The 22,061-nt window shown below is 70.1% G+C and carries 21 protein-coding genes; 9 read left to right on the top strand and 12 right to left on the bottom strand.

The window, feature by feature from the left end; all coding sequences use genetic code 11:
• The first annotated feature begins 170 nt into the window (after positions 1–170).
• A complete protein-coding gene (locus NW198_RS01280; RefSeq protein WP_258339706.1) occupies positions 171–599 on the top strand; it encodes a hypothetical protein in 429 nt (142 codons plus the stop codon).
• A gap of 59 nt (positions 600–658) precedes the next feature.
• On the opposite strand, the gene murJ is transcribed toward NW198_RS01280, so the two are convergent.
• Entirely contained in the window at positions 659–2,326 is a 1,668-nt protein-coding gene (gene murJ / locus NW198_RS01275) for a murein biosynthesis integral membrane protein MurJ (RefSeq protein ID WP_258339704.1), read from the bottom strand.
• A 154-nt stretch (positions 2,327–2,480) separates the two neighbouring features.
• Between murJ and NW198_RS01270 the strand changes: the two genes are divergently transcribed.
• Positions 2,481–2,753 (top strand): hypothetical protein, encoded by a 273-nt coding sequence (locus NW198_RS01270; RefSeq protein ID WP_258339703.1) that lies wholly within the window; start codon positions 2,481–2,483, stop codon positions 2,751–2,753.
• Positions 2,750–3,016: a ribbon-helix-helix protein, CopG family gene (locus NW198_RS01265; RefSeq protein ID WP_087313346.1), complete on the top strand. Its 267-nt coding sequence runs from the start codon at positions 2,750–2,752 to the stop codon at positions 3,014–3,016. The genes NW198_RS01270 and NW198_RS01265 overlap by 4 nt, the downstream gene beginning before the upstream one ends.
• Before the next feature lie 41 nt (positions 3,017–3,057).
• Here the strand turns inward: NW198_RS01265 and ybaK are convergent, their stop codons facing one another.
• The 4 genes from ybaK to NW198_RS01245 form a co-directional block, all read right to left on the bottom strand.
• Complete coding sequence (gene ybaK / locus NW198_RS01260; protein ID WP_087313348.1) at positions 3,058–3,555, bottom strand: Cys-tRNA(Pro) deacylase; 498 nt, start codon at positions 3,553–3,555, stop codon at positions 3,058–3,060.
• A 4-nt stretch (positions 3,556–3,559) separates the two neighbouring features.
• Entirely contained in the window at positions 3,560–6,433 is a 2,874-nt protein-coding gene (gene uvrA / locus NW198_RS01255; protein WP_258339702.1) for an excinuclease ABC subunit UvrA, read from the bottom strand.
• Positions 6,434–6,728: 295 nt separating this feature from the next.
• Entirely contained in the window at positions 6,729–7,820 is a 1,092-nt protein-coding gene (locus NW198_RS01250; protein WP_258339701.1) for an MBL fold metallo-hydrolase, read from the bottom strand.
• Positions 7,813–8,271 carry a YhcH/YjgK/YiaL family protein gene (locus NW198_RS01245; protein ID WP_087313355.1) on the bottom strand — a complete coding sequence of 153 codons (459 nt, stop codon included), beginning with the start codon at positions 8,269–8,271 and terminating at the stop codon, positions 7,813–7,815. The genes NW198_RS01250 and NW198_RS01245 overlap by 8 nt, the downstream gene beginning before the upstream one ends.
• Before the next feature lie 132 nt (positions 8,272–8,403).
• On the opposite strand from NW198_RS01245, the gene NW198_RS01240 reads away from it, so the two are divergent.
• Genes NW198_RS01240 through NW198_RS01230 form a run of 3 tightly spaced genes read left to right on the top strand, consistent with a single transcriptional unit; the run spans position 8,404 to position 12,217 of the window.
• A complete protein-coding gene (locus NW198_RS01240) occupies positions 8,404–9,279 on the top strand; it encodes an Mrp/NBP35 family ATP-binding protein (protein ID WP_258339700.1) in 876 nt (291 codons plus the stop codon).
• A gap of 1 nt (position 9,280) precedes the next feature.
• A complete protein-coding gene (locus NW198_RS01235) occupies positions 9,281–10,504 on the top strand; it encodes an FAD-dependent oxidoreductase (RefSeq protein ID WP_258339699.1) in 1,224 nt (407 codons plus the stop codon).
• 48 nt (positions 10,505–10,552) lie between these two features.
• Positions 10,553–12,217 carry an NAD(P)/FAD-dependent oxidoreductase gene (locus NW198_RS01230; RefSeq protein ID WP_258339698.1) on the top strand — a complete coding sequence of 555 codons (1,665 nt, stop codon included), beginning with the start codon at positions 10,553–10,555 and terminating at the stop codon, positions 12,215–12,217.
• A 171-nt stretch (positions 12,218–12,388) separates the two neighbouring features.
• Here NW198_RS01230 and NW198_RS01225 read toward each other — a convergent pair whose 3' ends face one another.
• From NW198_RS01225 to uvrB, 3 genes are read right to left on the bottom strand one after another with little or no spacing between them, the layout of a single operon-like run.
• Positions 12,389–12,673: a PTS sugar transporter subunit IIB gene (locus NW198_RS01225; protein WP_087313363.1), complete on the bottom strand. Its 285-nt coding sequence runs from the start codon at positions 12,671–12,673 to the stop codon at positions 12,389–12,391.
• Position 12,674: 1 nt separating this feature from the next.
• Positions 12,675–13,880, bottom strand: coding sequence for a DUF2974 domain-containing protein (locus NW198_RS01220; protein ID WP_258339697.1), 1,206 nt, complete (start codon positions 13,878–13,880; stop codon positions 12,675–12,677).
• A gap of 9 nt (positions 13,881–13,889) precedes the next feature.
• Positions 13,890–16,130, bottom strand: a complete 2,241-nt coding sequence (gene uvrB, locus NW198_RS01215) for an excinuclease ABC subunit UvrB (RefSeq protein ID WP_258339696.1) — start codon at positions 16,128–16,130, stop codon at positions 13,890–13,892.
• A gap of 131 nt (positions 16,131–16,261) precedes the next feature.
• Here uvrB and NW198_RS01210 point away from each other — a divergent pair, with 131 nt between their 5' ends.
• The 3 genes from NW198_RS01210 (at position 16,262) to NW198_RS01200 (ending at position 19,205) form a co-directional block, all read left to right on the top strand.
• Complete coding sequence (locus tag NW198_RS01210; RefSeq protein ID WP_258339695.1) at positions 16,262–18,619, top strand: tetratricopeptide repeat protein; 2,358 nt, start codon at positions 16,262–16,264, stop codon at positions 18,617–18,619.
• Positions 18,620–18,726: 107 nt separating this feature from the next.
• Positions 18,727–18,942: a type II toxin-antitoxin system RelB family antitoxin gene (gene relB / locus NW198_RS01205; RefSeq protein ID WP_258339694.1), complete on the top strand. Its 216-nt coding sequence runs from the start codon at positions 18,727–18,729 to the stop codon at positions 18,940–18,942.
• Entirely contained in the window at positions 18,939–19,205 is a 267-nt protein-coding gene (locus tag NW198_RS01200; protein WP_258339693.1) for a type II toxin-antitoxin system RelE/ParE family toxin, read from the top strand. Before relB ends, NW198_RS01200 begins: the two co-directional genes overlap by 4 nt.
• Before the next feature lie 10 nt (positions 19,206–19,215).
• Here NW198_RS01200 and NW198_RS01195 read toward each other — a convergent pair whose 3' ends face one another.
• The 4 genes from NW198_RS01195 to NW198_RS01180 all read right to left on the bottom strand — a co-directional run bounded on the left by NW198_RS01195 (position 19,216) and on the right by NW198_RS01180 (position 22,058).
• Positions 19,216–19,818, bottom strand: a complete 603-nt coding sequence (locus NW198_RS01195) for a lytic transglycosylase domain-containing protein (protein WP_258339691.1) — start codon at positions 19,816–19,818, stop codon at positions 19,216–19,218.
• Complete coding sequence (coaE, locus tag NW198_RS01190) at positions 19,805–20,479, bottom strand: dephospho-CoA kinase (protein WP_258339690.1); 675 nt, start codon at positions 20,477–20,479, stop codon at positions 19,805–19,807. Before coaE ends, NW198_RS01195 begins: the two co-directional genes overlap by 14 nt.
• A 167-nt stretch (positions 20,480–20,646) precedes the next feature.
• Positions 20,647–21,270, bottom strand: coding sequence for an ATP-binding cassette domain-containing protein (locus tag NW198_RS01185; RefSeq protein ID WP_258339689.1), 624 nt, complete (start codon positions 21,268–21,270; stop codon positions 20,647–20,649).
• On the bottom strand, positions 21,267–22,058 hold the full coding sequence (locus NW198_RS01180) for an ABC transporter permease (RefSeq protein WP_258339688.1): 792 nt from the start codon (positions 22,056–22,058) through the stop codon (positions 21,267–21,269). The genes NW198_RS01185 and NW198_RS01180 overlap by 4 nt, the downstream gene beginning before the upstream one ends.
• Positions 22,059–22,061: the final 3 nt, after the last annotated feature.

Raw genomic sequence — 22,061 nt, 5'->3', positions numbered from 1 at the left:
CAAGGCGCCGCCCGCGGCCCCGACGCGACCGCCCGCCGAGCGCGCCGAGCCGCGCGAGCACCGCACAGGGCCCCCGGCCAGCGGGCGAAGCTCCCAGCAAGCTCGGAGGCAGACGGGCGGCAGCCCCTCCCTGCTACGCTCGGCGTCCACAGCCGAGGAGAGGAGAGGACATGGCACTGCACTGGCCGGACGCGCGCGTCGCCGTGAGGTTCGAGCGAGAGGCGAGAGACGACGAGAGGGACTATCCGCCCGACACCATCGTCGTGGTCATGAGGCCCGACCAGGTGGACGACGCGGGCTTCGTGCGCGAGATGCGCCGCATCGTGGCGACCCGCTCGATCGAGCGCGAGTACGAGCGGCACGCGGACGTCACGAGGGAGCGCGACGAGCGGGGGCTCGAGCGGGAGGTCACCGACGAGGAGCGCCGCTTCGTGAGCAACTTCCTCGGCGACGAGGAGGGGCTCGACGAGGACGGGCTGCCCGAGTTCCTCGACGACCTGCTCGACGAGTCGCTCGGCGTCTCCCCCTGGACGCCCTGGCAGGGCACGGCGACGCACCTCGTCATCGGGCGCTGCGACCAGGTGATCGTGGGCGGATAGCGCGCCTCAGGCGCAAGGGCCTCCCGGCGGGCGGCGGCGACTCGCCGCCCGCACCCGCGCTAGCGGCGCAGCAGCCGGCCGGCGAGGCGACCGATCATGGCCGCCTCGGGGACCTTGAGCGCGAGCGCCGCGCCGTAGGTCACGATCAGCGCCGGCACGCCCGCCGCGACGCAGTAGCCGAGGGAGCGGAGCATGGTGCCCGTGCAGTCGCCGAGGGCCGAGTTGAGCAGGCGCAGGAGCACGGCACCCACGACGGCGCCCGCAAGGCCAAGCGCGACCGCGCGCAGGGCCGAGGCGAGCACGCCCCCCAGGCCGATGGGGCCGAGGGTGCGCCGCAGGCTCGCAAGCATCACGACGCACAGCGTCACGAAGAACAGCGTCGACGAGAACGCCACGAAGTCGAGGCCAAAGACCGGCGTGAGCGCGAGCAGGGCCACGACCTGCACCACGGCGGCGATCGCGTTGGCCACCGCGCACAGGACCATCCGGCGCATGGCGGAGGCGACCTTCTGCAGGTACATGTAGACGGCGTAGGCCGGCAGCGAGATCGCGTAGGCGCAGAGGTAGGAGGCCGTCATGGCGAGCGCGTCGGGCGTGAAGCTGCCGGCGGCCAGGATCGAGATGAGGGGGACGGAGAACACGATGAGGTAGAGCATGAAGGGCACCGAGAAGAACAGGATCTGGCCCGACCCCGAGACGATCCCGCGCGTGAAGGACGCGCGGTCCCCCTTGGCCCAGCTGTCCGAGAGCTCGGTGAACATGGCCGTGGTGATGGGCACCGTGAGGATGGAGTAGGGCAGCGTGTACCACAGGCGCGAGTAATAGGTGATCGAGGCGCCCGTCGGCACCACCGAGAGCGCCGAGGAGGACTGCACCGACGTGGTCACGAACGACGCCACCACCACGGCGAGCGACGGCACGCCGATCCGCAGGGTCTCCTTGAGCAGCGGGTCGTGGAGGTCGATGCCAAAGCGCAGGCGGATCCCGTGGCGCAGCATCGGCGGGATCTGCAGGACGACCTGCACCGCCACGCCCAGCGGGTTGCCGAGCGCCAGGACGAGCAGCGCGAGCTCGGGGCTCGTCTCGGCGAGCGCGGCGTAGATGAGGAAGGAGGCCGTGGTCACGAAGTTGTTGAAGATCGGCGCGGCCTGGCCCCAGAAGTAGTCGCGCTCGGCGTTGAGCACGCCCGAGAAGATCGAGGAGAGCGCGTAGAGCACGACCTCGATGACAAAGAACCGGAAGAAGTACACCGTGAGGTCGAAGTCGAACTCGTCGGTGGCCGAGAAGGACTGCGTGTAGACCATCTGCGCAGCGAAGACAAATCCCAGCACGGCGACCGCGCCCATGGCGACGAGCACGATCGAGACGAGGTTGGAGGTGTAGGCGCTCGCCCCCTCCGTCCCCGCGCGCTTCTTGACCGTCATGTAGACGGGCAGGAAGGCGGTGGTGAGCATGCCGGCCGCCACGAGCTCGTAGAGCTGGTTCGGCAGGTTGTTGGCGATGGAGTAGCAGCTCGCCATCACGGTGACGCCGATGGCGTACGCCTGGCCCCAGGTGCGCATGAAGCCGGTGAGCCGGCTCACGACCACCAGCGCGCTCATGAGCGCTGCGCTGCGGCCGACCTGCTCCTGGGTGCTCGCCTCGGCGCGCTCCGCCGTCTTGGGTGCCGCGGGGGCCCCGCTCCCCTGCCTCAGGTGCCTTGGCTGGTAGCCGGACGTTGCGCCCACTTCGCGCCCTCCCTCACATCGCTGGCAGACAACTTTTTGATTCTCTCACCGTCCGGCGAGAAGGACGCGCGACGCTCGCGATTCCGCGCCGTATCACCACAGGGAGAGACAGTTTGTGTTGAATTGTTTTGTTATACAATATGGGGGAGCAGACATGAGTGCCGCGGTTCATGAACGTGTCTCGCAAAGACATCCCGAGCCCTCAGAGCGAGACGTGCGACGAGCATGGTCAAACGCCTCTCTTGTTCAAGAGCGCATCGAGGGCGGCCTTCCCTGCGCGACGCTCGTAGCCCTGGGAGCAGACGGACATGGAAGGGTGATCGAAATGGTGGCAGTCATGCTCAAAGACGGCACGACGCTGATCTATCACGCCATGACGCCGCCCTCGAAGAGGATGCTGAAGGAGCTGAGGGGGTCGCAGCGATGAGCTACATCACCAAAGACGGCATCGAGCTGAGCGAGGAGACCCTCGACGAGCTCGCCGAGCACTTCGAGCGCGGCGAGCTGCCCGGCCGGGTCCGTCGCGTCCTTGTGGGGCGTCCGCGGATCAGCCTCGAGCAGCTCAAGCTCATTGGGGCGAAGGTCCCCGAGTCACTCGTCGACGCATTCGACCGAAAGGCCTCAGCCCATGGGCAGACGCGTTCCCAGCGCATCCGCCAGCTCATTGAGCGCGACGTCTCCGAGGCGTGAGGCAGACGACTCGCCGCGGCAGGCCCCCTGGTGCCGGATCGTCAGCGGACGAGGTCGGCGAGGACGGCGTCGCAGAAGAGCGCGAGGTCGTCCGGCGCCAGCACGAGCGAGAGCCCGCGCCGGCCGCCGGAGACGTGGATCTTGTCGAAGAGCTGCGCCGTCTCGTCGATGAGCGTGGGGAAGCGCCTCTTCATGCCCACCGGCGAGCAGCCGCCGCGCACGTATCCCGTGACCGGCTCGAGGTCGCGCACGTGCATCAGCGAGAGGCTCTTCTCGCCCGCCGCCGCGGCCGCCTTCTTGAGGTCGAGCTCGTCGGCCACGGGGATGCAGCAGACCACGTGGCCGCCCGACGGCGCCACGCAGACGAGCGTCTTGAAGCTCGCGGCGGGGTCCTCCCCCAGGCGCTGCGCGATGTGCAGGCCCAGCTCGCTCGAGGTGTCCGTCTCGTCCACCTCGTAGGTCTCGTACTCAAAGGGCACGCCGGCAGCCTCGAGCTCGCGCATGGCGTTGGTCTTCTGGAGCTTCTCGCGCCGCGCCATCGCGCTACTCCCCCGCGTGACGCGCCCGGTCGCGCGCGAGAATCTGCCGCAGGAACTGCCCGGTGTAGCTCTCCGGGACCTCCGCGACCTGCTCGGGCGTGCCGTATGCAACCACCGTGCCGCCGCCGTCGCCGCCCTCCGGGCCCATGTCGAGCACGCGGTCGGCCATCTTGATGACGTCGAGGTTGTGCTCGATCACGAGCACCGTGTTGCCGGCGTCCACGAGCTTCTCGAGCACCTCCACGAGCTGGCGCACGTCCTCGAAGTGCAGGCCCGTGGTGGGCTCGTCGAGGATGTAGAAGGTCTTGCCGGTCTGCTGGCGGTGCAGCTCCTTGGCGAGCTTGACGCGCTGGGCCTCGCCGCCGGAGAGCGTGGTGGCAGGCTGGCCCAGGTGAATGTAGCCCAGGCCCACGTCAAAGAGGGTCTGGAGCTTGTTCTTGATGCGCGGGATGTTGGAGAAGAACGCCAGTGCCTCGTGCACCGTCATGTCGAGCACGTCCGAGATGGACTTGCCGTGATAGAGCACCTCGAGGGTCTCGCGGTTGTAGCGCTTGCCGTGGCAGACCTCGCAGGGCACGTAGACGTCCGGCAGGAAGTTCATCTCAATCTTGATCTGGCCGTCGCCCTTGCAGGCCTCGCAGCGCCCGCCCGGCACGTTGAACGAGAAGCGCCCGGGGCTGTAGCCGCGCGCGCGGCTTTCGGGCAGGGAGGCAAACAGGGCGCGCAGGTCATCCCAGAGCCCGATGTAGGTGGCAGGGTTGGAGCGCGGGGTGCGCCCAATCGGCGACTGGTCGATGTCGATGACCTTGTCGACGAGCTCCACGCCCTCGAGCCTCTTGTAGGGGCCCACGGGGCGCTTGGAGCGGTGGACGGCGTTGGTGAGGGCGGGCGCGAGGGTGTCGGTGACCAGTGAGCTCTTGCCCGAGCCCGAGACGCCGGTGACCACCGTGAGCGTGCCGAGCTCCACCTTGGCGGTAACGTTTCTCAGGTTGTTGGCGCGGGCGCCGGTGACCTTGATCGCGCCCTTGCGCGGGTTGCGGCGCCTCTCGGGCAGGCGGATCTCGCGCGCGCCGGTGAGGTAGGCGCCCGTGACGGAGTCCGGGCAGGCGGCGATCTCATCCGGCGTACCGGCGGCCACCACCTTGCCGCCCAGCTCGCCGGCGCCCGGGCCCATGTCGATCACGTAGTCGGCCGCGCGGATGGTGTCCTCGTCGTGCTCGACCACGATGACGGTGTTGCCCTGGTCGCGCAGGCGCTTCAAGGTCTCGATCAGGCGGTTGTTGTCGCGCTGGTGCAATCCGATCGAGGGCTCGTCCAGGATGTAGAGCACGCCCATGAGGCCGGCGCCGATCTGCGTGGCCAGGCGGATGCGCTGGGCCTCGCCGCCGGAGAGCGTGGCGGCGGCGCGGGAGAGCGTGAGGTAGTCCAGGCCCACGTTCACCAGAAAGCGCAGGCGGGCGAGGATCTCCTTGACCACGGCGCCGGCGATGAAGCGCTGGCGCTCCGTGAGCTCCAGGGCCTCGAAGAACGCCAGGCAGTCGCGGCAGGAGAGCTCGCAGACCTGCCAGATGTTCTTCTCGCCCACCGTGACGGCGAGGATCTCGGGCTTGAGGCGCGCACCGTTGCAGGTGGTGCAGGGCACCTCGCGGATGTACTTCTCGAGATGCGTGCGCATGGTCTCCGACGTGGTCTCCTGGTACTTGTCGAAGAGGATCGAGCGCACGCCGGGATAGGTGGTGAACCAGTGGGTGTCGCGGCCGTCGCGCGTGTGGTAGTCCACGCGGATCTTGGTGGAGCCGAGGCCGTCGAGCAGGGCCGCCTGGACCTTCTTGGGAAGCTCGCGCCACGGGGTCTCGTCCGAGGCGCCGAGGTGGCGGCACACGGCCGAGAGGATCTGCGGGTAGTAGTTGGAGTGGCCGAAGAGGCTGCCGAAGACGCCGTCCGCCACCGAGAGCGAAGGGTCCTCGATCAGGGCCTCGGCATCCACGACCTTGCGAAATCCCAGGCCGTCGCAGTCCGGGCAGGCGCCGTAGGGGGCGTTGAAGGAGAAGTCGCGCGGCTGGAGGTCGTCCATCGAGTGGCCGTGCTCGGGGCAGGCCAGCGCGAGCGAGTAGCTGAGCAGCTCGCCGGGAAAGCGCTCCGGGTCGTCGCGGTCGGGCATGAGGTAGAAGCCCACCTTGCCCTGGGCGAGGCGGGTGGCCTGCTCGACGGCCTCCGCGATGCGGCCGAGGCTCCCCTCGCGCACGACGATGCGGTCGACCACGACCTCCACGTTGTGGCGGTTCTTCTTCTCGAGGCGAATCTCCTCGTCTCCGAGCTCGCGGACCTCGCCGTCGATGCGCACGCGCGAGAAGCCCTCGCGGCGCAGGTCCTCGAAGAGCTTGGTGTACTCGCCCTTGCGGTCGAGGACGACCGGTGCCAGCACCAGGGCGCGGCGGCCCTGGGCGCGCTCAAGGACCTTGTCGGCCACCTGGTCGGTGGTCTGGCGCTCGATGACGCGGCCGCACTCGGGGCAGTGCGGGGTGCCCACGCGGGCGAACAGCAGGCGCAGGTAGTCGTAGATCTCCGTCACGGTGCCCACCGTGGAGCGCGGGTTTCTCGACGTGGTCTTCTGGTCGATGGAGACCGCCGGCGAGAGGCCGTCGATGGAGTCGAGGTCCGGCTTGTCCATCTGGCCGAGGAACTGCCGGGCGTAGCTGGAGAGGGACTCGACGTAGCGGCGCTGGCCCTCGGCGTAGATGGTGTCGAAGGCGAGGCTCGACTTGCCCGAGCCCGAGAGGCCCGTGATCACGACGAGCTTGTCGCGCGGTATGTCAACGTCCACGTCCGCGAGGTTGTGCTCGCGCGCGCCGCGGATGACGATTGCGTCCTGGGCCATGGGACCCTCCTCGAATGTGCCGGTTGACCGACCTTCGATTGTAGCCCGTGGGGGGCTGGGGGCATTCCTCCGGGAGGTGCGCTGCGCGAAACCTCCCTACGGAATGCCCCCAGCCCATCGCAGCCCACCTTTAGGTAAACCGCGACGCCGAGGTGGCACGCCGGGCGCCACGAGCCGGACCTCTTCCGTCGTCGCTGCTCGCTGCGGAGAATTGGTTGCCGGGGGCGCTCTTGTTCCGTAGGGAGGTTTCGCTCAGCGCACTTCCTGAAGGAACACCGGCAGGCCCCCGGTAGGCTTACTCCGCAGCGAAGTAGCGGCTCACGCCGGCGGCGTCGGGCTCGCGGCGGACGGCGCCCGTGGCCACGAGGTGGTCGAGATGCGCGATGCTCTCGGACACGAGGAACCACCGCGTCAGGGCCGGGGTCTCGGCCCAGCGGTCGAAGGGCGCGCGCCAGCCCATAGCCGGCACGAGCTCGTAGCCCGTGCTTCCCGGGCGCTCCTCGATCGCCGCCAGCGCGCGGGCGCTGCGCCGCTCGTGATGGCCCGCGTTTGCGAGGCAGCGCTCGGCGACGCTCCCCTCCTGCAGGCCGTGGCCCATGTAAGCGTGCTCGATGCCGCGGTCGGCGAGCGCTCGCAGGGTGCGAAGCTGCTCGCCGATCGGGTCCTCGCCCTCGTCCCAGAAGCCGATGCAGGTCGAGCACAGAAACAGGACCGCGTCGCCGAGAAACGCCGTGCGCGTCTCCGGCTCCCAGAGCACGCACTGCCCGACCGTGTGCCCGGGCGCCGACACGACCTCGAAGGCCCATCGCCCGAGCCGCACCGCCTCGCCGGGCGCCACCGTGCCAAACGCGATCTTCTCGTTCTCGAAGTTGACCACGTGGTCCCAGATGACGTCCGCGAGCTCGGCGGCCTCCGCGTCGGAGGCGCCCTCCGCGCACATGCGGGCCGCCATCCCGTCGCGCCACGCGGGCACGGCGAAGCGGCGCATGTCCGCGAGGACCCCCTCCGGGACGAGCACGCGCGCGCCGGCCTCGGCGAGCTCGCGCGCGAGCCCCACGTGGTCGATATGGGCGTGCGTGCAGAAGAGCGTCGTGGGCGTCTCCGCCGGGTCCACGCCCAGCCCCAGCAGCGCGCGCATGAGGCGCGTGTCGTTGAGCGGGTCGGGCGTCCCGGCGTCCACCACGAGCGCCTCGCCGCCGTCCAGCACCACGAAGGCGTTGACCGAGGGCAGGAAGGTGTCGTGCATGAGCAGCTCGACGCGCCAGACCTCCGGGACGTCGAGCACGCGCCGGCAGGTGAAGCCGTCCTCGTCGAGCGTGAAGCAGTTGGCCCCGCAGCCCTGGCCCCAGTCGTCGCCGACGGCGAGCGGCGCGTCGGCGCTAGTCAACGAGCACCTTCACGCAGATCTTCTTGAGCGGCGCGGGCTCGCCCGGGCAGCAGCCCGGCTTGTGGGCGTCGCAGGGGGGCGTGACCACGAACTCGCCCTCGCGCAGGGTCACCCAGCCCTCGCGGTCGCCGGGGGTGTAGAGGCCAAAGTCGTCCGCCTCGGAGAACTCGCCGACCGGCGCGCACTCCGCGACCGGGGCCACGCCCAGGAGCTCGGTGCCGCTGATGACGTAGTGGATGTCGGCGTAGCGACGGTGCGCCTCGTAGTTCTTCTCGCCCGCGGGGACGGTGGTGATCTCCTGGACGTTGGCAAAGACCTCGTCGCCCATGACGTCGTGGCGGCCGGGCTCCAGCTCGGCGAGGTCCGGGCGCGCGAGGAACTCCAGGGCCCTCTGGTAGCGCTCCTGGGACAGGTCGTTTGCGGCGGCGCTGGCGAGCGACGTGAAGATCATGGCTGACTCCCCTCTCGTTGCGGCGCCCTGCGCGCCGTTTGCAACAGTATGGGCCATAGCCGGGCCCGCGCTTGGGTAGAATCGAGACGTTGCGCACAGGCGCCGGCGTACGGCGCAGGAGAGAGGAACAGCATGGAAGCAAGCGATCAGGAGAAGCTCCGCCAGGAGGTCGACGAGGTGCTGCACGGCAGCAGGCAGCCCCAGGGCCCGGAGCAGTTCCCCCAGAACGACTACTCGAACGTCCGCCACGTCATCGGCGTGGTCTCGGGCAAGGGCGGCGTGGGCAAGTCGCTCGTGTGCGGCGCGCTGGCCGTCGAGCTCGCCCGCCGCGGCGCCAAGGTCGGCATCCTCGACGCGGACGTCACCGGCCCCTCGATCCCCCGCATGATGGGCCTCGCCGGAGCGCGCGCCCGCGGCGTGGACGAGCTCATCGTCCCCGTGCTCACCAAGAGCGGCATCAAGGTCATGAGCGCCAACCTCGTCCTGGAGAACGAGACCGACCCCGTCATCTGGCGCGGGCCCGTGGTCGCCGGCGCCATCAAGCAGTTCTGGGAGGACTGCGCCTGGGGCGAGCTCGACTACCTGCTCGTGGACATGCCCCCGGGGACCGGCGACGTGCCGCTCACCGTCTTCCAGTCCCTGCCGGTCGACGGCATCGTGATCGTGAGCTCGCCGCAGGACCTCGTGCAGATGGTCGTGGGCAAGGCCGTGAACATGGCCAACATGATGCAGGTGCCCGTGCTGGGCATCGTGGAGAACATGGCCTACGTCGAGTGCCCGCAGTGCGGCGAGAAGATCTACCCCTTCGGGCCGAGCCGCCTGCAGCAGACCGCCGAGGCCTTCGAGATCGAGGCGCTGGGCCAGCTGCCCATCGACCCCAAGATCGCCGCGGCGTGCGACGCCGGCACCTTCGAGGACGAGCTGCCCGCGGGCACGCTCTCCGAGGCCGTCGACACGGTGGTCCGCACGGCGGAGTTCGTGGACGCGCTGCGCGGCCAGGACGCGTAGCTTGGCGCGCGGGCAGAGAAGGACCTCGAGGTCGCAGGCGCGCGAGGAGGCGCTCGCCGCAGCGGCGGCGGTGCGCGTCCCCGAGCGCTGCGACGTCGCCGTGGTCGGCGGCGGGGCCGCGGGTCTCGCCGCCGCGATCGCGGCCGCCGAGGCCGGGGCGAGCGTGGTGGTTCTGGAGCGCGCGCTCGCGTGCGGGCGCTCCATCCTGGCCACGGGCAACGGCCGCTGCAACTTCATGAACGCCGCGCTGTGCGGGCCCGCGCCCGCGTGGGAGCGCTACAACGACCCCTCGTTCGTGGCGACGACCTGCGGCCCGCGCTTTGGCGACGACGTGCTCGCGTTCTTCGAGGAGTGCGGGCTCGCCTGGGCCGAGGAGGAGGGCGGGCGGCTCTACCCGCTCTCGCGGCAGGCGTCCTCCGTGCGCGAGGTGCTGCTCTCGCGGGCCCGCCGGGCCGGCGTGGTGCTGGCGCCGGCGCGCGAGGTCGTGGACGTCTCGATGTCTCGCCGTGAGGTTCGCACGTCGCCCCTTTTTGAGCCCGATTCGAGGTCAAAAACGGGACTTATGCGAACCTCGCTCGTCCTGGCGGCGGGCGGCGGCGAGGGGGTCACGCGCTCGATCGGTCTTGCGTGCGCGCCGTACGAGCCCGTGCTCTGCTCGCTCGCCTGCTCGGCGCCCGCGGGCGTGGCGCTCGAGGGGCTCGACGGGCGCCGCGCGCACGTGGTCGCGCGTCTGGTCCGGGACGGCGCCGAGGTGGCCCGCGAGACCGGCGAGGTGCTCTTCCGCAGCTACGGGCTCTCGGGCATCGCGGTGTTTGACCTCTCGCGAGTCGTGCTTCCCGGGGACGTGGTCGCGCTCGACCTCACCGGCGGGCTCGACCGCGAGCTCGCGCGCGGCCTCGGGCGCGCGGCGGGCAGCTGCGCGGGCGTGCTCGATCCCGTGATTGCGGCAGCCCTTGGGCCTGATGCGCTCGAGAAGGCCTTTGACCTGCGCTTTGTTGTGCAGGGTCCCGCCGAGCCAGAGCGTGCGCAGGTGACGCGCGGCGGGCTTTTGTGCTCGCAGTTCCGCCCGGAGACGCTCGAGGCGCGCGAGGCGTCGGGCCTCTTCGCCTGCGGCGAGGCGCTGAACGTCGACGGCGCGTGCGGCGGGTACAACCTCGCCTGGGCGTGGAAGAGCGGCCTCGTCGCCGGGCGCGCCGCCGCGGAGTCCGCCGGGAGCCGCGCCTGACGGGACGTGGGACAATAGGCATGACAACCTACGCGTGAAAGGACGCCCATGCTCGAGGTCTCCGGGATCCGCATACCCCTCTCCACGCTCGACGGCACCGACGCGCGAGAGCTCGCCGCATGCCGCAGGGCCGTCGCGCGCAAGCTGCGCGTGGGCGAGAAGGACCTCGGGTCCGTCGAGCGCAGGCGCCGCTCGATCGATGCCCGCAAGCGCGGGGACGTGCACCTCACCTTCACGCTGCGCGTCGAGCTCGCGGGCGGACCGGGCGCCGAGCAGGCCCTTCTCGCCCGCCTCGCCAAGAAGCGGGCAAACAAGAACGTGCGCGTCGTGGACGAGCGCCCCTTCGGCTTCCCGGAGCGCGTCGAGCGTCGCGACGCACCGCGCCCGGTCGTCGTGGGCGCCGGGTGCGCGGGCCTGTTCTGCGCGCTCTCGCTCGCACGCGCCGGCCTCGAGCCCCTGCTCGTGGAGCGCGGGGACAACGCCGCCCGCCGCGGCGAGGTCGTGAACAGGCACAACGAGACGGGCGCGCTCGACCCCGAGAGCAACATCCAGTTTGGCGTCGGCGGCGCGGGGACCTTCTCTGACGGCAAGCTCCAGACGGGCACCAAGAGCCCGGCCCATCGCCTCATCCTCGAGACCTTCGTCGCCGCAGGCGCGCAGCGCGAGATCCTCTGGGACGCCAAGCCCCACGTGGGAAGCGACGTGCTGCCGCGCGTGGTGACCGACATCGTGCGGCAGATCGAGGAGGCGGGCGGCGAGGTCCGCTGTCGCTGCCGCATGACCGACCTCGACGTGAGCGACGGCGCGGTTCGCGGCGTGACCCTTGCGGCCACGCGCGACGACGGAGGCGTCTTCGAGGAGCGCGTGGCCGCGGACTGCGTGGTCCTGTGCTGCGGGCACTCCGCGCGCGACGTCTTCGAGCTCCTGCGCGAGCGCGGCGTGCCCATGGAGCGCAAGACCTTTGCGATGGGCGTGCGCATCGAGCACCTGCAGGCACAGATCGACCGCGCGCTCTACGGGGACGCGGCGGGCCACCCCACGCTCGGCGCCGCGCCCTACAGCCTCTCCTGCCACCTGCCCTCCGGGCGGAGCGCCTTCTCGTTTTGCATGTGCCCCGGCGGCTACGTGGTCTCCGCCGCGAGCGAGCCGGGCGGCGTCTGCACCAACGGCATGAGCCTCTCGGACCGCGCGGGCCAAAACGCCAACTCGGGGCTGCTCGCCAACGTCTTCCCCGAGGACCTGCCCGGCGACGACGTGCTCGCGGGCGTGGAGCTGCAGCGGAGCTGCGAGCGGGCGGCCTTCGCGGCGGGCGGCGGCGCGTACGTGGCGCCGGCCCAACTCGTGGGAGACTTCCTCACCGGCGCGCCCTCGAGCGCCGGCGGGCGCGTGGCGCCCACCTACCCGCGCGGCGTGGCGTGGGGCGACGTGGCGCTCTGCCTGCCGGACTACGTGACGGAGACGCTGCGCGCGGCGATTCCCGTGCTCGGCCGCAAGCTCCGCGGCTTTGACGCTGCGGACGCGGTGCTCACGGGCGTGGAGACGCGCTCGAGCTCGCCGGTGCGCGTGACCCGCGGCAACGACGGGCAGAGCGTGGGTGTCCGCGGCCTCTGGCCCGTGGGCGAGGGCGCGGGCTACGCGGGCGGCATCATGAGCGCCGCCACCGACGGCATCCTCGCCGCCGAGAAGATCGTGGCGGCATACGCGCGGCGGTAGGCCCGCTGGCCCGGGGTTCTTCTCGCCGCTCACTGCTGCACAGAAATCGCGCGAGAAGAGCCCCGGGCCAGCGGGCCTCGCGTAACGGACGAGCCGCCACGGTCTTCTCGAGAGGGGCGTGTCCTTCGGGGGCGGCTTACTCTCTATGTGAAATGGGACAGTTGCTCATATTTAGCGTTCGCCGAGGAACTCGAGCAGACGGTCGAGCTCCTTGTCCTGGTTCATGCCCGTGAGGAAGGCGACGCCGCTCACGGTGGGGACGTCGTAGTCGCGCTCGGGCCTCACCACGGGGACGAAGGCCGCGGCGCCCTCGAGGGCATCGTCGACGTGAGCCACGTCAACCGCCACGACCTCGGCCTCGGCGCCCCTCTCGGAGAGCAGCCTGCGCAGCCTGGCGGCGACCATCTCGGACGTCGCCACGCCGGATCCGCACGCCACCACGATCTTTGCCGCCATCTCAGCCCTCCTCTGTCCGGTCAGTGCCCTGCCCACCCATTTTACCCGGCAGAAGCTCCGCCAGGTCGGGGAACTGGGGCAGCTCGAAGTCGGGCATCTGGGGCATCTGCGGCAGCTCGAAGTCGGGGACAAACGCCTGGGCGAGAAGGGCGAGCGCCCGCGTGATGTGACCGCGCCGCTCGGGCTCGAGCTCGCCGAGGCGCCTGAGCATCGCCGGCACCGACGCCTGCCAGTTGCCGCTGAGCTCGGCGAAGGTGTCCTCGCCTGCCGCGTCGAGCACCGAGAAGAGCGCCTCCACGAAGCCCTCGCGCTCCGCGCGCGTCATGCTGGCGATCCACTCGTTGAGGCCCTTGTCGACGAAGCTCGCCCCGCGGCCGAGTCCCTCCTGGCGCACGAAGTCCGTCCCCTCCACGACCCAGGAGAAGGGGTCGTGCTGGGTGAGGCCCATCGTGGAGGAGTCGACGACGGCATAGTCCTCCTGGCGCTCGAAGAGCATGCCGATGACCGAGGAGCGCGGGACCGTCTTTGACACCAGGGCTGAGCGCTCCTGCCAGAGCTCGTCGGCGAGCGCCTCCTCGGTAAAGCCCGGCCCGTCGTGCGAGAAGGCCCGGCCGACGCGCGCGGCGACCCCCGCCGAGCAGCGTGCCAGGGCGCAGACGGCGAGGTTTCCGCCCTTGGAGTGCCCGCCCAGGTAGAGGGGCCCCTCGATCGTGGGCGCCACGCGCTCGAGATAGTCGATCGCGGCGTACTGGGACGGCACGCCGGTCTCGAAGGCCATGTTGAAGTCTTCCTTCCAGCCCACGAGGGTGTTGTCCGTCCCGCGAAACGACACGTACGCCCCGCCGCCCGGCAGGCGCAGCACGCAGGCCGAGAACTGCTTCTCGGCCGCCTCGTCGAAGTCGTCTACGTAGTCGCTCACGCGAAGGTCGCGAAAGCGCGGGCTCGCCGCCACGAGTGCGAGCAGCCGCGCGAGCCCCTCGGGGTTCCAGAGCCCCCGCGTCATGGCCTCGACCCACTCGGCGCGGAAGAGCTCCCGCACGGGCGAGCCCTCGCGCGACCGCACGGCGTCGCCCTGATAGCGGAAGTACGACAGACACGCCAGAACGAGGCTGTCCACGTCGGCGAGCGGCCGCTCGTCAAAGGTGTCGAAGGCGCGGGAGAGGTACCCGAAGAGGCTCTTCTCGGCCGGGTCGAACAGTTGCGACATGGCAGACCCCTACTTCTTGTGCGGTCGGTAGCGGCGACGGGTGGCGTGGGCCGAGCCCTTGCGCGCTCCGGACTTTAGCCGGGCGATGACGGCGTCGGCGGAGCTGCCCTCCGCGCGCGTGCGGATGGCGACGATCTGGTCGCGGATGCGGGCGGCCGTCTCGAAGTCCATGGCCTCCGAGGCCACTGCCATCTCCTCCTCCAGGGCGTCGAGGACGTCGGCGAGCTCGGACTCCGAGAGCCCCGCGAGCTCCTCCGCGAGCGCGTCGGACGTGGCCTCGACGTCGGCCGTCGGCGACGCCTCCCCCGCGAGCGTCTCGAAGGCGCCGTGGCTGCCGGTGCCGTGACGGTCGCGCGTCTTGCCCTCGAGCGTGGCCTCGGCCTCCGAGATGAACGACGAGACGTCCGTGATCGACTTCTTGACGGTGCGCGGCACGATGCCGTGCTCGGCGTTGAACGCCTCCTGGATCTGCCGGCGCCGCGCCGTCTCGCCGATGGCCTCGCGCATGGAGTCCGTGATGGCGTCCGCGTACATGATGACCTCGCCCTGAGCGTTTCTCGCCGCGCGGCCCATGGTCTGGATCAGCGAGCGCCGGTTGCGCAGGAACCCCTCCTTGTCCGCGTCAAGGATGGCGACCAGCGAGACCTCCGGTATGTCGAGGCCCTCGCGCAAAAGGTTGATGCCCACGAGCACGTCGATCTTGCCCACGCGCAGGTCGCGGATGATGTCCACGCGATCGAGCGTGGCGGTGTCGGAGTGCATGTAGTTCACCCGCACGCCCTCGTCGAGCAGGTGGTCGGTGAGGTCCTCGGCCATGCGCTTGGTGAGCGTGGTCACGAGCACGCGCTCCTTGCGCGCCACACGGTCCTTGATCTCGGCGATGAGGTCGTCGATCTGGCCGCGCACGGGACGCACGTCCACCTTGGGGTCGAGCAGGCCCGTGGGACGGATGATCTGCTCGACCTCCTGCTGGGTGACCGACTCCTCGTAGTCTCCGGGCGTGGCCGAGACGTAGATGAACTGCGGAACGCGCTCCTCGAACTCATCGAAGCGCAGCGGCCGGTTGTCCAGCGCCGAGGGCAGGCGGAAGCCATGGTCCACGAGCGTGACCTTGCGCGAGCGGTCCCCCTCGTACATGCCGCGGATCTGAGGCACGGTGACGTGGGACTCGTCGATGATGCAGAGCATGTCCTTGGGGAAGTAGTCGATGAGCGTGTAGGGCGGCTCGCCGGCCTTGCGGCCGTCCAGGTGGCGCGAGTAGTTCTCGATGCCGTTGCAGTAGCCCATGGTCTCGAGCATCTCGAGGTCATAGCTCGTGCGCTGCGCGAGACGCTGGGCCTCGAGGAGCATGTCGGCGGCCTTGAGCTCCGCCACGCGGGCCTCGAGCTCCTCGCTTATGGTCTCGAGGGCGTGGGTGACCTTGGGGTGCTCGGTCACGTAGTGGGACGCCGGCCAGATGGGGATGGCGTCGAACTCGCGCACGATCTCGCCCGAGAGATTGTCCACCTCGGCGATGAGCTCCACCTCGTCGCCGAAAAAAGAGATCCTGAGCGGGTTTTCCGCGTAGGGCGGGAAGACGTCCACGGTGTCCCCCCGCACGCGGAACGTGCCGCGCGAGAGGTCGTAGTCGTTGCGGTCGTACTGGATGTCGATGAGGCTGTGGATGAGCTCGTCGCGCTCGAGCGGCTCGTCCTTGCTCACGTTGGGCGCGAGGCCCGCATAGTCCTCCGGGCTGCCGATGCCGTAGATGCAGGAGACCGACGCCACCACGATGACGTCGCGCCTCGAGAGCAGGCTCGAGGTGGCCTGGTGGCGCAGCTTCTCCACCTCCTCGTTGATGGAGGCGTCCTTCTCGATGTAGGTGTCCGTCTGGGGGACGTAGGCCTCGGGCTGGTAGTAGTCGTAGTAGCTGACGAAGTAGACCACGGCGTTGTTGGGGAAGAGCTCGCGCATCTCGCTCGCCACCTGGGCGGCGAGCGTCTTGTTGGGCTCCATGATGAGGGTGGGCCGACCAAGCTTCTCGATGGTCTTGGCCATGGTGAAGGTCTTGCCCGAGCCGGTGACGCCCAGCAGCGTCTGGTAGCGGAGCCCCCGCTCCACGCCGTCGGCCAGCTTCTCGATTGCCTGGGGCTGGTCGCCCGCAGGCTCATAGGGGGAGACCACCTTGAGCGGCTCCCCGCCCGACTCGCGCCCAAAGCGCACGAGCTCGCCGCCAAAGCGCTCGTTCTTCTCTGCCGTCCTGCGCTCCATCCGCGCCTCCTCCCTCGGTTCCGATAGTGTACCCCATTCGACAGAAATAGTACAGATGTTCTGATTTTGACTTCTCGCCAGACACTCCAGCGGGTAGAATGGACCTCGTCGAGAGGAGGCGCATGAGACCGATGGGCAACACAGGGGACGGCAGGAGCCGCGGCGTCATGCGGGCGCTCGTCATAGTGCTCGTCGCCATCCTCGTTGTCATCGCGTGCCTGCTGCTTGCCCAAGAGGGTCCCAACGACACCAAGATCGCGGGACGTCTGGGAGCGGTGGTCGTCGCCGTGCTCGCGCTTCTCGTCTACCAGGGCATGGAGCGCCGCAGGGGGCGTACCGAGAAGGACTTTGCGGACGAGCCGTGGATGAGCGCGCCCGCGCCCTCTCAGGCCGCGGGGCACGCCGAAGCGCCTGAGGGGCCTGACGCCACGCCCGAGGGGACCGCCCCCGCCCGGCCCCGGCGCGGCGGGGAGGCAAATCTCGACGGCATGCTCGCGCACGCCGGCGACGTGCTGCTCGCCCTGCAGGACCTCGTGCATCACGCAGACCCGTCAAGCTACGGCATGCTGCCCTCGCTGCTTCGGCGAGCGGGCCTGCTCGAGTGGGACGCCCCCGCCCCCGTCGGCGCGATCAAGCTCAGGAGAAACGGGCGCTGGTGGCTCACGCTGCGGACCGAGGAGCCCCTCCCCGAGGAGGCCTACGACCGCCTGACCACGCTCGAGGCGGTGCTCAACGTCAACGACGACCTCATGAGCGGCAGCTGGCCGGAGAAGGCCTCCCCCATCTGGAGGCTCACGCAGGTCCTCTCGGGCGTCTGCGACCTGACGCCCCGGTCCTGCGAGCGTCCTCTGGTCACAGACCTTCTCGACCGGGCGGAGGCGGGAGGCGAGTGGTCCTGCCGGCTGCGCTTCGCGGACTCCGTCGAGAACCTCCCCGCCCCCTTCCGGATCGAGTTCGACTTCCAGGTCAACCTCGAGCGCGGCCTTCTTGGCATCGACGTGACGGTCCCGCGCCCGGCGTGCCTGGCCTTCGCGGGCGTCCGCAGCCCGCAGGCGTGGGCGCGCGCCTACGCGCTGCGGCTCGCCCTGCTGCTCGCGCGGCGCGCCTTCGCCGCCGCGGAGGGCGTGAGGCGCGTGGTCGTCAACTGCCACGAGCATGGCGAGAAGGACGTGCTGCTCGCGGCAGACCTCACGAAGGACGCCCTCGAGCGCCTGCGCGCGGCGGCCCGCTCGCCCAAGGCGGTCGACGTGGGCCTGCCCGAGGACCCCGCCCTGCGTTACGCCCTCGACGACGAGGGCTGGTTCGCGCCCGTCGAGCCCTTCGCCGAGCTCGACGGGGCGGAGCTTTGCCCCGCGACGCGATGGCTCCCGGTGGAGCTCGACAGCGCGCCCTGCGCCGACGCCCTGCGACGGTCCTGCGGAGCCGCGCGCGTCTGCGACCTCGGCATCATGGAGAAGGCGGGGCGCGCCGGCGCGTGGAACGACCTGGCGGGCAGGCTCGGTACCACCACCCAGGAGGCGGTGTCCCAGCTCATTGCGTTGAGGGGCGCCACGGACGACCTCACCGTCGCCGAGGCGTGCGAGCACGTGAGCAAGGCGCTCGTGGACGGCACGGTCGACGTCACGGACCAGCGCGCGCTGGCGGAGCTCTTCGTGGACGGCGGGACGCTCGGCTCGGCGACGCGCGCCGGGCGCGCGACCCTCGAGGCCGACCCCACGCCCGAGCAGCTCGACGCCCTCGTGGGCTCGCTCGAGGCCGTGCTCTCCCCCATCGTCGAGACCGGCCTCTACCTCGACGACCAGGACTGCGTCTACCGCTACTTCAACTCCGTGCCCGAGCGCGTTGCGTACAACCTCACCGATGATGACGGGCGACGCGTGCGGCTCGTCCCCGACGAGTACTACGCCGCCCACTCCTATGCGTCGCGAGCGCTCACGATGCTCGGGCGCATCCCCGAGGCCCTCGCGCACGCCGACGAGCTCATGCGCGTGGCCCCGGCGACGCCGGACGCGGCGCTCTCCAAGGTGCGCTGCCTCGAGGAGGCGTCGAGGATCTTCGAGGCGGCCGACCTCCTCAAGCGCACGATCGAGACCTGCCCCACCGTGCGCGAGATGGCGATCTGCTTCTATCGGCTCGCCTTCATGGAGTGGAAGCTCGGCAGGAGCGACCTCGCCGTCGCCTGCTACCAGCGAGCCATCATGCTGCACGAGGACATCGCCGACCAGGCGAGAAGCGAGCTCTCCGACCTTCTCGAGGCCGGGGGCGAGGGCCTGCGCCCCCTCGAGGAGCCCGAGGTGCTCGACGTGCTCGAGGCCGGAGAGATCCCGCCGGGAGACCTCGGCGCGCTGAGGTCGCGGACGGGCGACGCCGTCGGAGCCTGCGTCGACGCCGGGCTCTTCTCGGTCGCGCGCCCGCTCATGGGCGCGTATCTCGAGCTTGGGCGCGACGACGCGCTGCTCGACGTCTACCGCTCTCTCGTAAGACCGTAGGCGACGCCGCGCTTCCGACCGCGTTCTTCTCCCTCTTGGCCGCGTCGCGTTACCGCGTGCCGTCCTCGGGTATAGAATACAATGTATTCACCAGAGAGGGAGGGCCCATGGCCACACTGACGATACGCATGAGCGACGGCGAGGCCGAGGTCGCGAAGAGGTTTGCCGCATTCGAGGGCAAGACGTTCTCGGAGTTTGCGCGAGAGTCGATCATGGAGCGCATCGAGGACTTCCTTGACGTCCAGGAGCTCGAGAGGGCGATTGCCGAGGACGATGGCGTGAGGTACACGCTCGATGAGGTGAAGGGCGAGCTCGGCCTATGAGCTGGAGGGTCGAGTTCACCTCCGGCGCGCTCCGACAGCTCAAGAAGCTGGACCCGTTCGTGCGCAGGATGCTGATCGCCTGGGTCGAGAAGAGCCTGGAGGGCTGCGCAGACGCAAGGGCGCAGGGCAAGTCCCTCGTCGGCGTCAAGTCCGGGCTCTGGCGCTATCGGGTAGGAGACTACCGGCTCCTGTGCCGACTCGGCGACGGCCGCCTCGTCATCGAGGCGATCAAGGTCGGCCATCGACGCGAAGTCTACAAATAGCACAGGCCTTCTACTCGGCGGAGGTGATCCCTTCCGGGTAGCTTCTCTGATAGCCCTCGTACGCCTCGCGCACGCGCTCGAGGTAGGCGCGCGTCTCGGCGTACTCGATCTGCTCGGGCAGTGACCCCCCGTCCGCGAGCCAACCCTGCACGGCGCCGATGCCGGCATTGTAGGCGGCGATCACCTCGTCGAGGCTCGAGAGGTGTGTCTGCAGGTAACCGAGGTAGGCGCAGCCGTACTCGATGTTCACGGTGGGGTCCACGAGCGCGGCGGGGTCGTATTGGTCCGCGCTCACCAGCCCGAGGCCGTTCAGACTCTCGGCGGTCGCCGGCATGACCTGCATAAGGCCCACGGCGCCGGCGTACGAGACGGCGTCCTCGTCCCAGCCCGACTCGCACTTGATCACCGCGCAGGCGAGCAGCGGGTCCACCCCGTGGCGCGCGGCGGCGTCCTCGATCGTCTGCGCGTGGCTCACCGGGTACGCGACCGACCGCACCCACTCGAGCGGAGCGGCCGCCAGCCCTGCCGAGAAGACGAGCGTCAGGCCGAGAAGGACGAGCGGTATGACGCGATACCAGCGAGCGAGTCGCTCGGGCCGGCTATGCCTGGGCACCCGCGCGGCCCTTCTTGGGCACGTTGTCCCAGCCCTGCGTCTCGCGCTCGTGCCACCAGTCGCGAATCTCCCGGTCGAAGACGTCGGCGGTGTGGATGTTGTTGAAGACGAAGCTGCTGTGCGCCTTGATGTAGGCCTCGGAGGGCTGCTGATAGAGGCGACGGTCGAAGTCGCGCGGGTCCATGCCGCGCTGCGCCGCACGGGCGCGCCGCGCCGGCGTGGGGCACACGACGCCCACGATCTCGTCTGCCATGTCAAACGAGCCGCGCATGCGGTCGAGCAGCGGCACCTCGACGACCACGACCTTCTCGGCGGCCGCGGGGTCCTTCTCCCGCTCGGCGCGCTCCTGCTCGGCGAGCTCGGCCACGCGGGCGCGCAGCAGCTCGTCGATCAGCGGCAGCTCGATCTCCTCGAGCGTGACCGTGCGCTCGGTCGTGGCGAAGGCGCGCTCGGCGAGCAGCTCGCGCTTGATGCCGCCCACCGGGTTGATGACGTCGTCGCCGAACGCCTCCTTGATCTGCGGCAGAATCGGCGACCCGGGCGCGAGCGCCTCGCGCGAGAGGTCGTCGAGGTCGATCCTCACGGCGCCGAGCTCCTCGAAGACGCGCGCGACGGTCGACTTTCCGGACGCGATCCCGCCCGCCAGATAGATAACGTGCATGAAGTCTCCTCCCTCTGATGTAAGTTCCTATCATCGCACATGCGGGGTAGGGCGGGTCAACATACCTCATCTGCTCAAACAGTTTGCTGCGCAAAAACTCGCATCTGAGGTATGTTGACCCGCCCCCTCGCAGAGGGCGCGCCCCCGCCGCAGGTCGGATGGAGCCCTTAAAGTTTGAACACGCCACCGTCACGGACCGTCCAGGGGACGGGGTCGGGCAGGAGGCCATTCTCGCGCTCGTCGTGGGTGACCCAGAAGACGGTCTTGCCAGAAAACAGCGGCACCACGCAGTCCATCACCCGCGCCACGGTCTTCTCGTCCATGCCCTTGAGGGGCTCGTCGAAGAGCAGGGCGTCAGCGTCTGCGAGCGCGCAGCGCAGGATGGCCACGCGACGGCGCTGGCCGCCGGAGAGCTCGCGCACGGGACGGGCGTCCACGGGAAGCCCCACCGCGGCGAGGGCGGCGCGCTCACGGGCGAGAAAGGCCTCTCGCTCCGCCCCGCGCAGACGGGCGTGCGGCAGACGGATGTTGGCCGTGGCGGTGAGGTTGTCGAGCAGGCGGTCCTCCTGGAAGGTCATGCCCAGGCGGACGCCGGCAGGGCGCACGACCTCGCCCGCGTCCGGACTCTCGAGGCCCGCCAGCAGGTGCAGCAGCGTGGTCTTGCCCGCACCGGAGGGCCCCATGAGAACGTGGGCGCGGCAGGCCTCGAAGCGCGCCGTGGCGCCCGCGAGGACCGCAAGCGCGCCATAGCGCTTCTCGACCGCGCGCAGCTCGAAGACGGCGGCTCTCATGGCCTCGCCTCCCAACGGCGCAGGGCGGCGTCGAGCCCCTTGCCCACCACCGCGGAGAGGGCGACCGACACCACGACGATCGCGACCGTCCACGCGAAGAGGTCGGGGGTGTCGAGATAGACCTTGGCGTCATAGAGGTGCTCGCCGATCGTGAGGTCGGGAAGGCCGATCACCTCGGCGGCGATGCCCGCCTTCCATGAGAGCCCCAGCGCGAGCGACACGGCGGCGCGAAAGTACGGAAGGACCTGAGAGAGGTAGACGAGGCGAACCCGGTCGAGCCCGCGCAGACCAAAGACCTCGGCCATCTCGAGCAGGGCGGGGTCGGTCTGGGAGATACCCTCACAGACGTTGGTGTAGACGATCGGCAGCGCCATGATCCAGGCGATGACCACGGAGAGGTCGCGGGAGGACACCCACAGCAGCACCAAGATCACAAACGACGCCACCGGCACCGCCTTGAGCGCCCCCATTACCGGGGCGAGCAGCTCTCGCACGGCCGCGAGTCGGCTCGCTGCGGCCGCGAGGACCACGCCGCTCACGGCGCCGCCGAGAAAGCCCGCGCCGATGCGGGCGAGCGAGGTCGCGACGGACGCCCAGAACTCGCCGGTCCCCGCGAGCTCGACGAGGCGCGCGAGCACCTCGAGCGGTCCCACGAGGATGATGCGCGAGTCGACGGCGTACGCCACGAGCTGCCAGACCGCGAGCCAAAACGCCGCGACGAGCAGGCGGACGCCCCAGGTCCTCAGGCGCCCGCCCTCCCGCATGCCGTTGTCGAGGCCGCCCCGCAAGGG

Source organism: Thermophilibacter sp. ET337 (genome assembly GCF_024733715.1).
In the GTDB taxonomy this organism is placed as follows: Bacteria; Actinomycetota; Coriobacteriia; order Coriobacteriales; family Atopobiaceae; genus Thermophilibacter.
The sequence above is the reverse complement of the archived record's forward strand: the minus strand, read 5'-3'. Positions and strand labels throughout refer to the sequence as shown.

Coding starts and splice junctions, on each gene's coding strand:
- NW198_RS01220 (WP_258339697.1), bottom strand. CDS start 13,880: ATGTCGCAACTGTTCGACCCGGCCGAGAAGAGCCTCTTCGGGTACCTC.
- NW198_RS01270 (WP_258339703.1), top strand. CDS start 2,481: ATGAGTGCCGCGGTTCATGAACGTGTCTCGCAAAGACATCCCGAGCCC.
- NW198_RS01210 (WP_258339695.1), top strand. CDS start 16,262: ATGGGCAACACAGGGGACGGCAGGAGCCGCGGCGTCATGCGGGCGCTC.
- NW198_RS01230 (WP_258339698.1), top strand. CDS start 10,553: ATGCTCGAGGTCTCCGGGATCCGCATACCCCTCTCCACGCTCGACGGC.
- NW198_RS01225 (WP_087313363.1), bottom strand. CDS start 12,673: ATGGCGGCAAAGATCGTGGTGGCGTGCGGATCCGGCGTGGCGACGTCC.
- NW198_RS01280 (WP_258339706.1), top strand. CDS start 171: ATGGCACTGCACTGGCCGGACGCGCGCGTCGCCGTGAGGTTCGAGCGA.
- coaE (WP_258339690.1), bottom strand. CDS start 20,479: ATGCACGTTATCTATCTGGCGGGCGGGATCGCGTCCGGAAAGTCGACC.
- NW198_RS01245 (WP_087313355.1), bottom strand. CDS start 8,271: ATGATCTTCACGTCGCTCGCCAGCGCCGCCGCAAACGACCTGTCCCAG.
- ybaK (WP_087313348.1), bottom strand. CDS start 3,555: ATGGCGCGGCGCGAGAAGCTCCAGAAGACCAACGCCATGCGCGAGCTC.
- uvrA (WP_258339702.1), bottom strand. CDS start 6,433: ATGGCCCAGGACGCAATCGTCATCCGCGGCGCGCGCGAGCACAACCTC.
- NW198_RS01185 (WP_258339689.1), bottom strand. CDS start 21,270: ATGAGAGCCGCCGTCTTCGAGCTGCGCGCGGTCGAGAAGCGCTATGGC.
- NW198_RS01265 (WP_087313346.1), top strand. CDS start 2,750: ATGAGCTACATCACCAAAGACGGCATCGAGCTGAGCGAGGAGACCCTC.
- uvrB (WP_258339696.1), bottom strand. CDS start 16,130: ATGGAGCGCAGGACGGCAGAGAAGAACGAGCGCTTTGGCGGCGAGCTC.
- NW198_RS01240 (WP_258339700.1), top strand. CDS start 8,404: ATGGAAGCAAGCGATCAGGAGAAGCTCCGCCAGGAGGTCGACGAGGTG.
- NW198_RS01200 (WP_258339693.1), top strand. CDS start 18,939: ATGAGCTGGAGGGTCGAGTTCACCTCCGGCGCGCTCCGACAGCTCAAG.
- relB (WP_258339694.1), top strand. CDS start 18,727: ATGGCCACACTGACGATACGCATGAGCGACGGCGAGGCCGAGGTCGCG.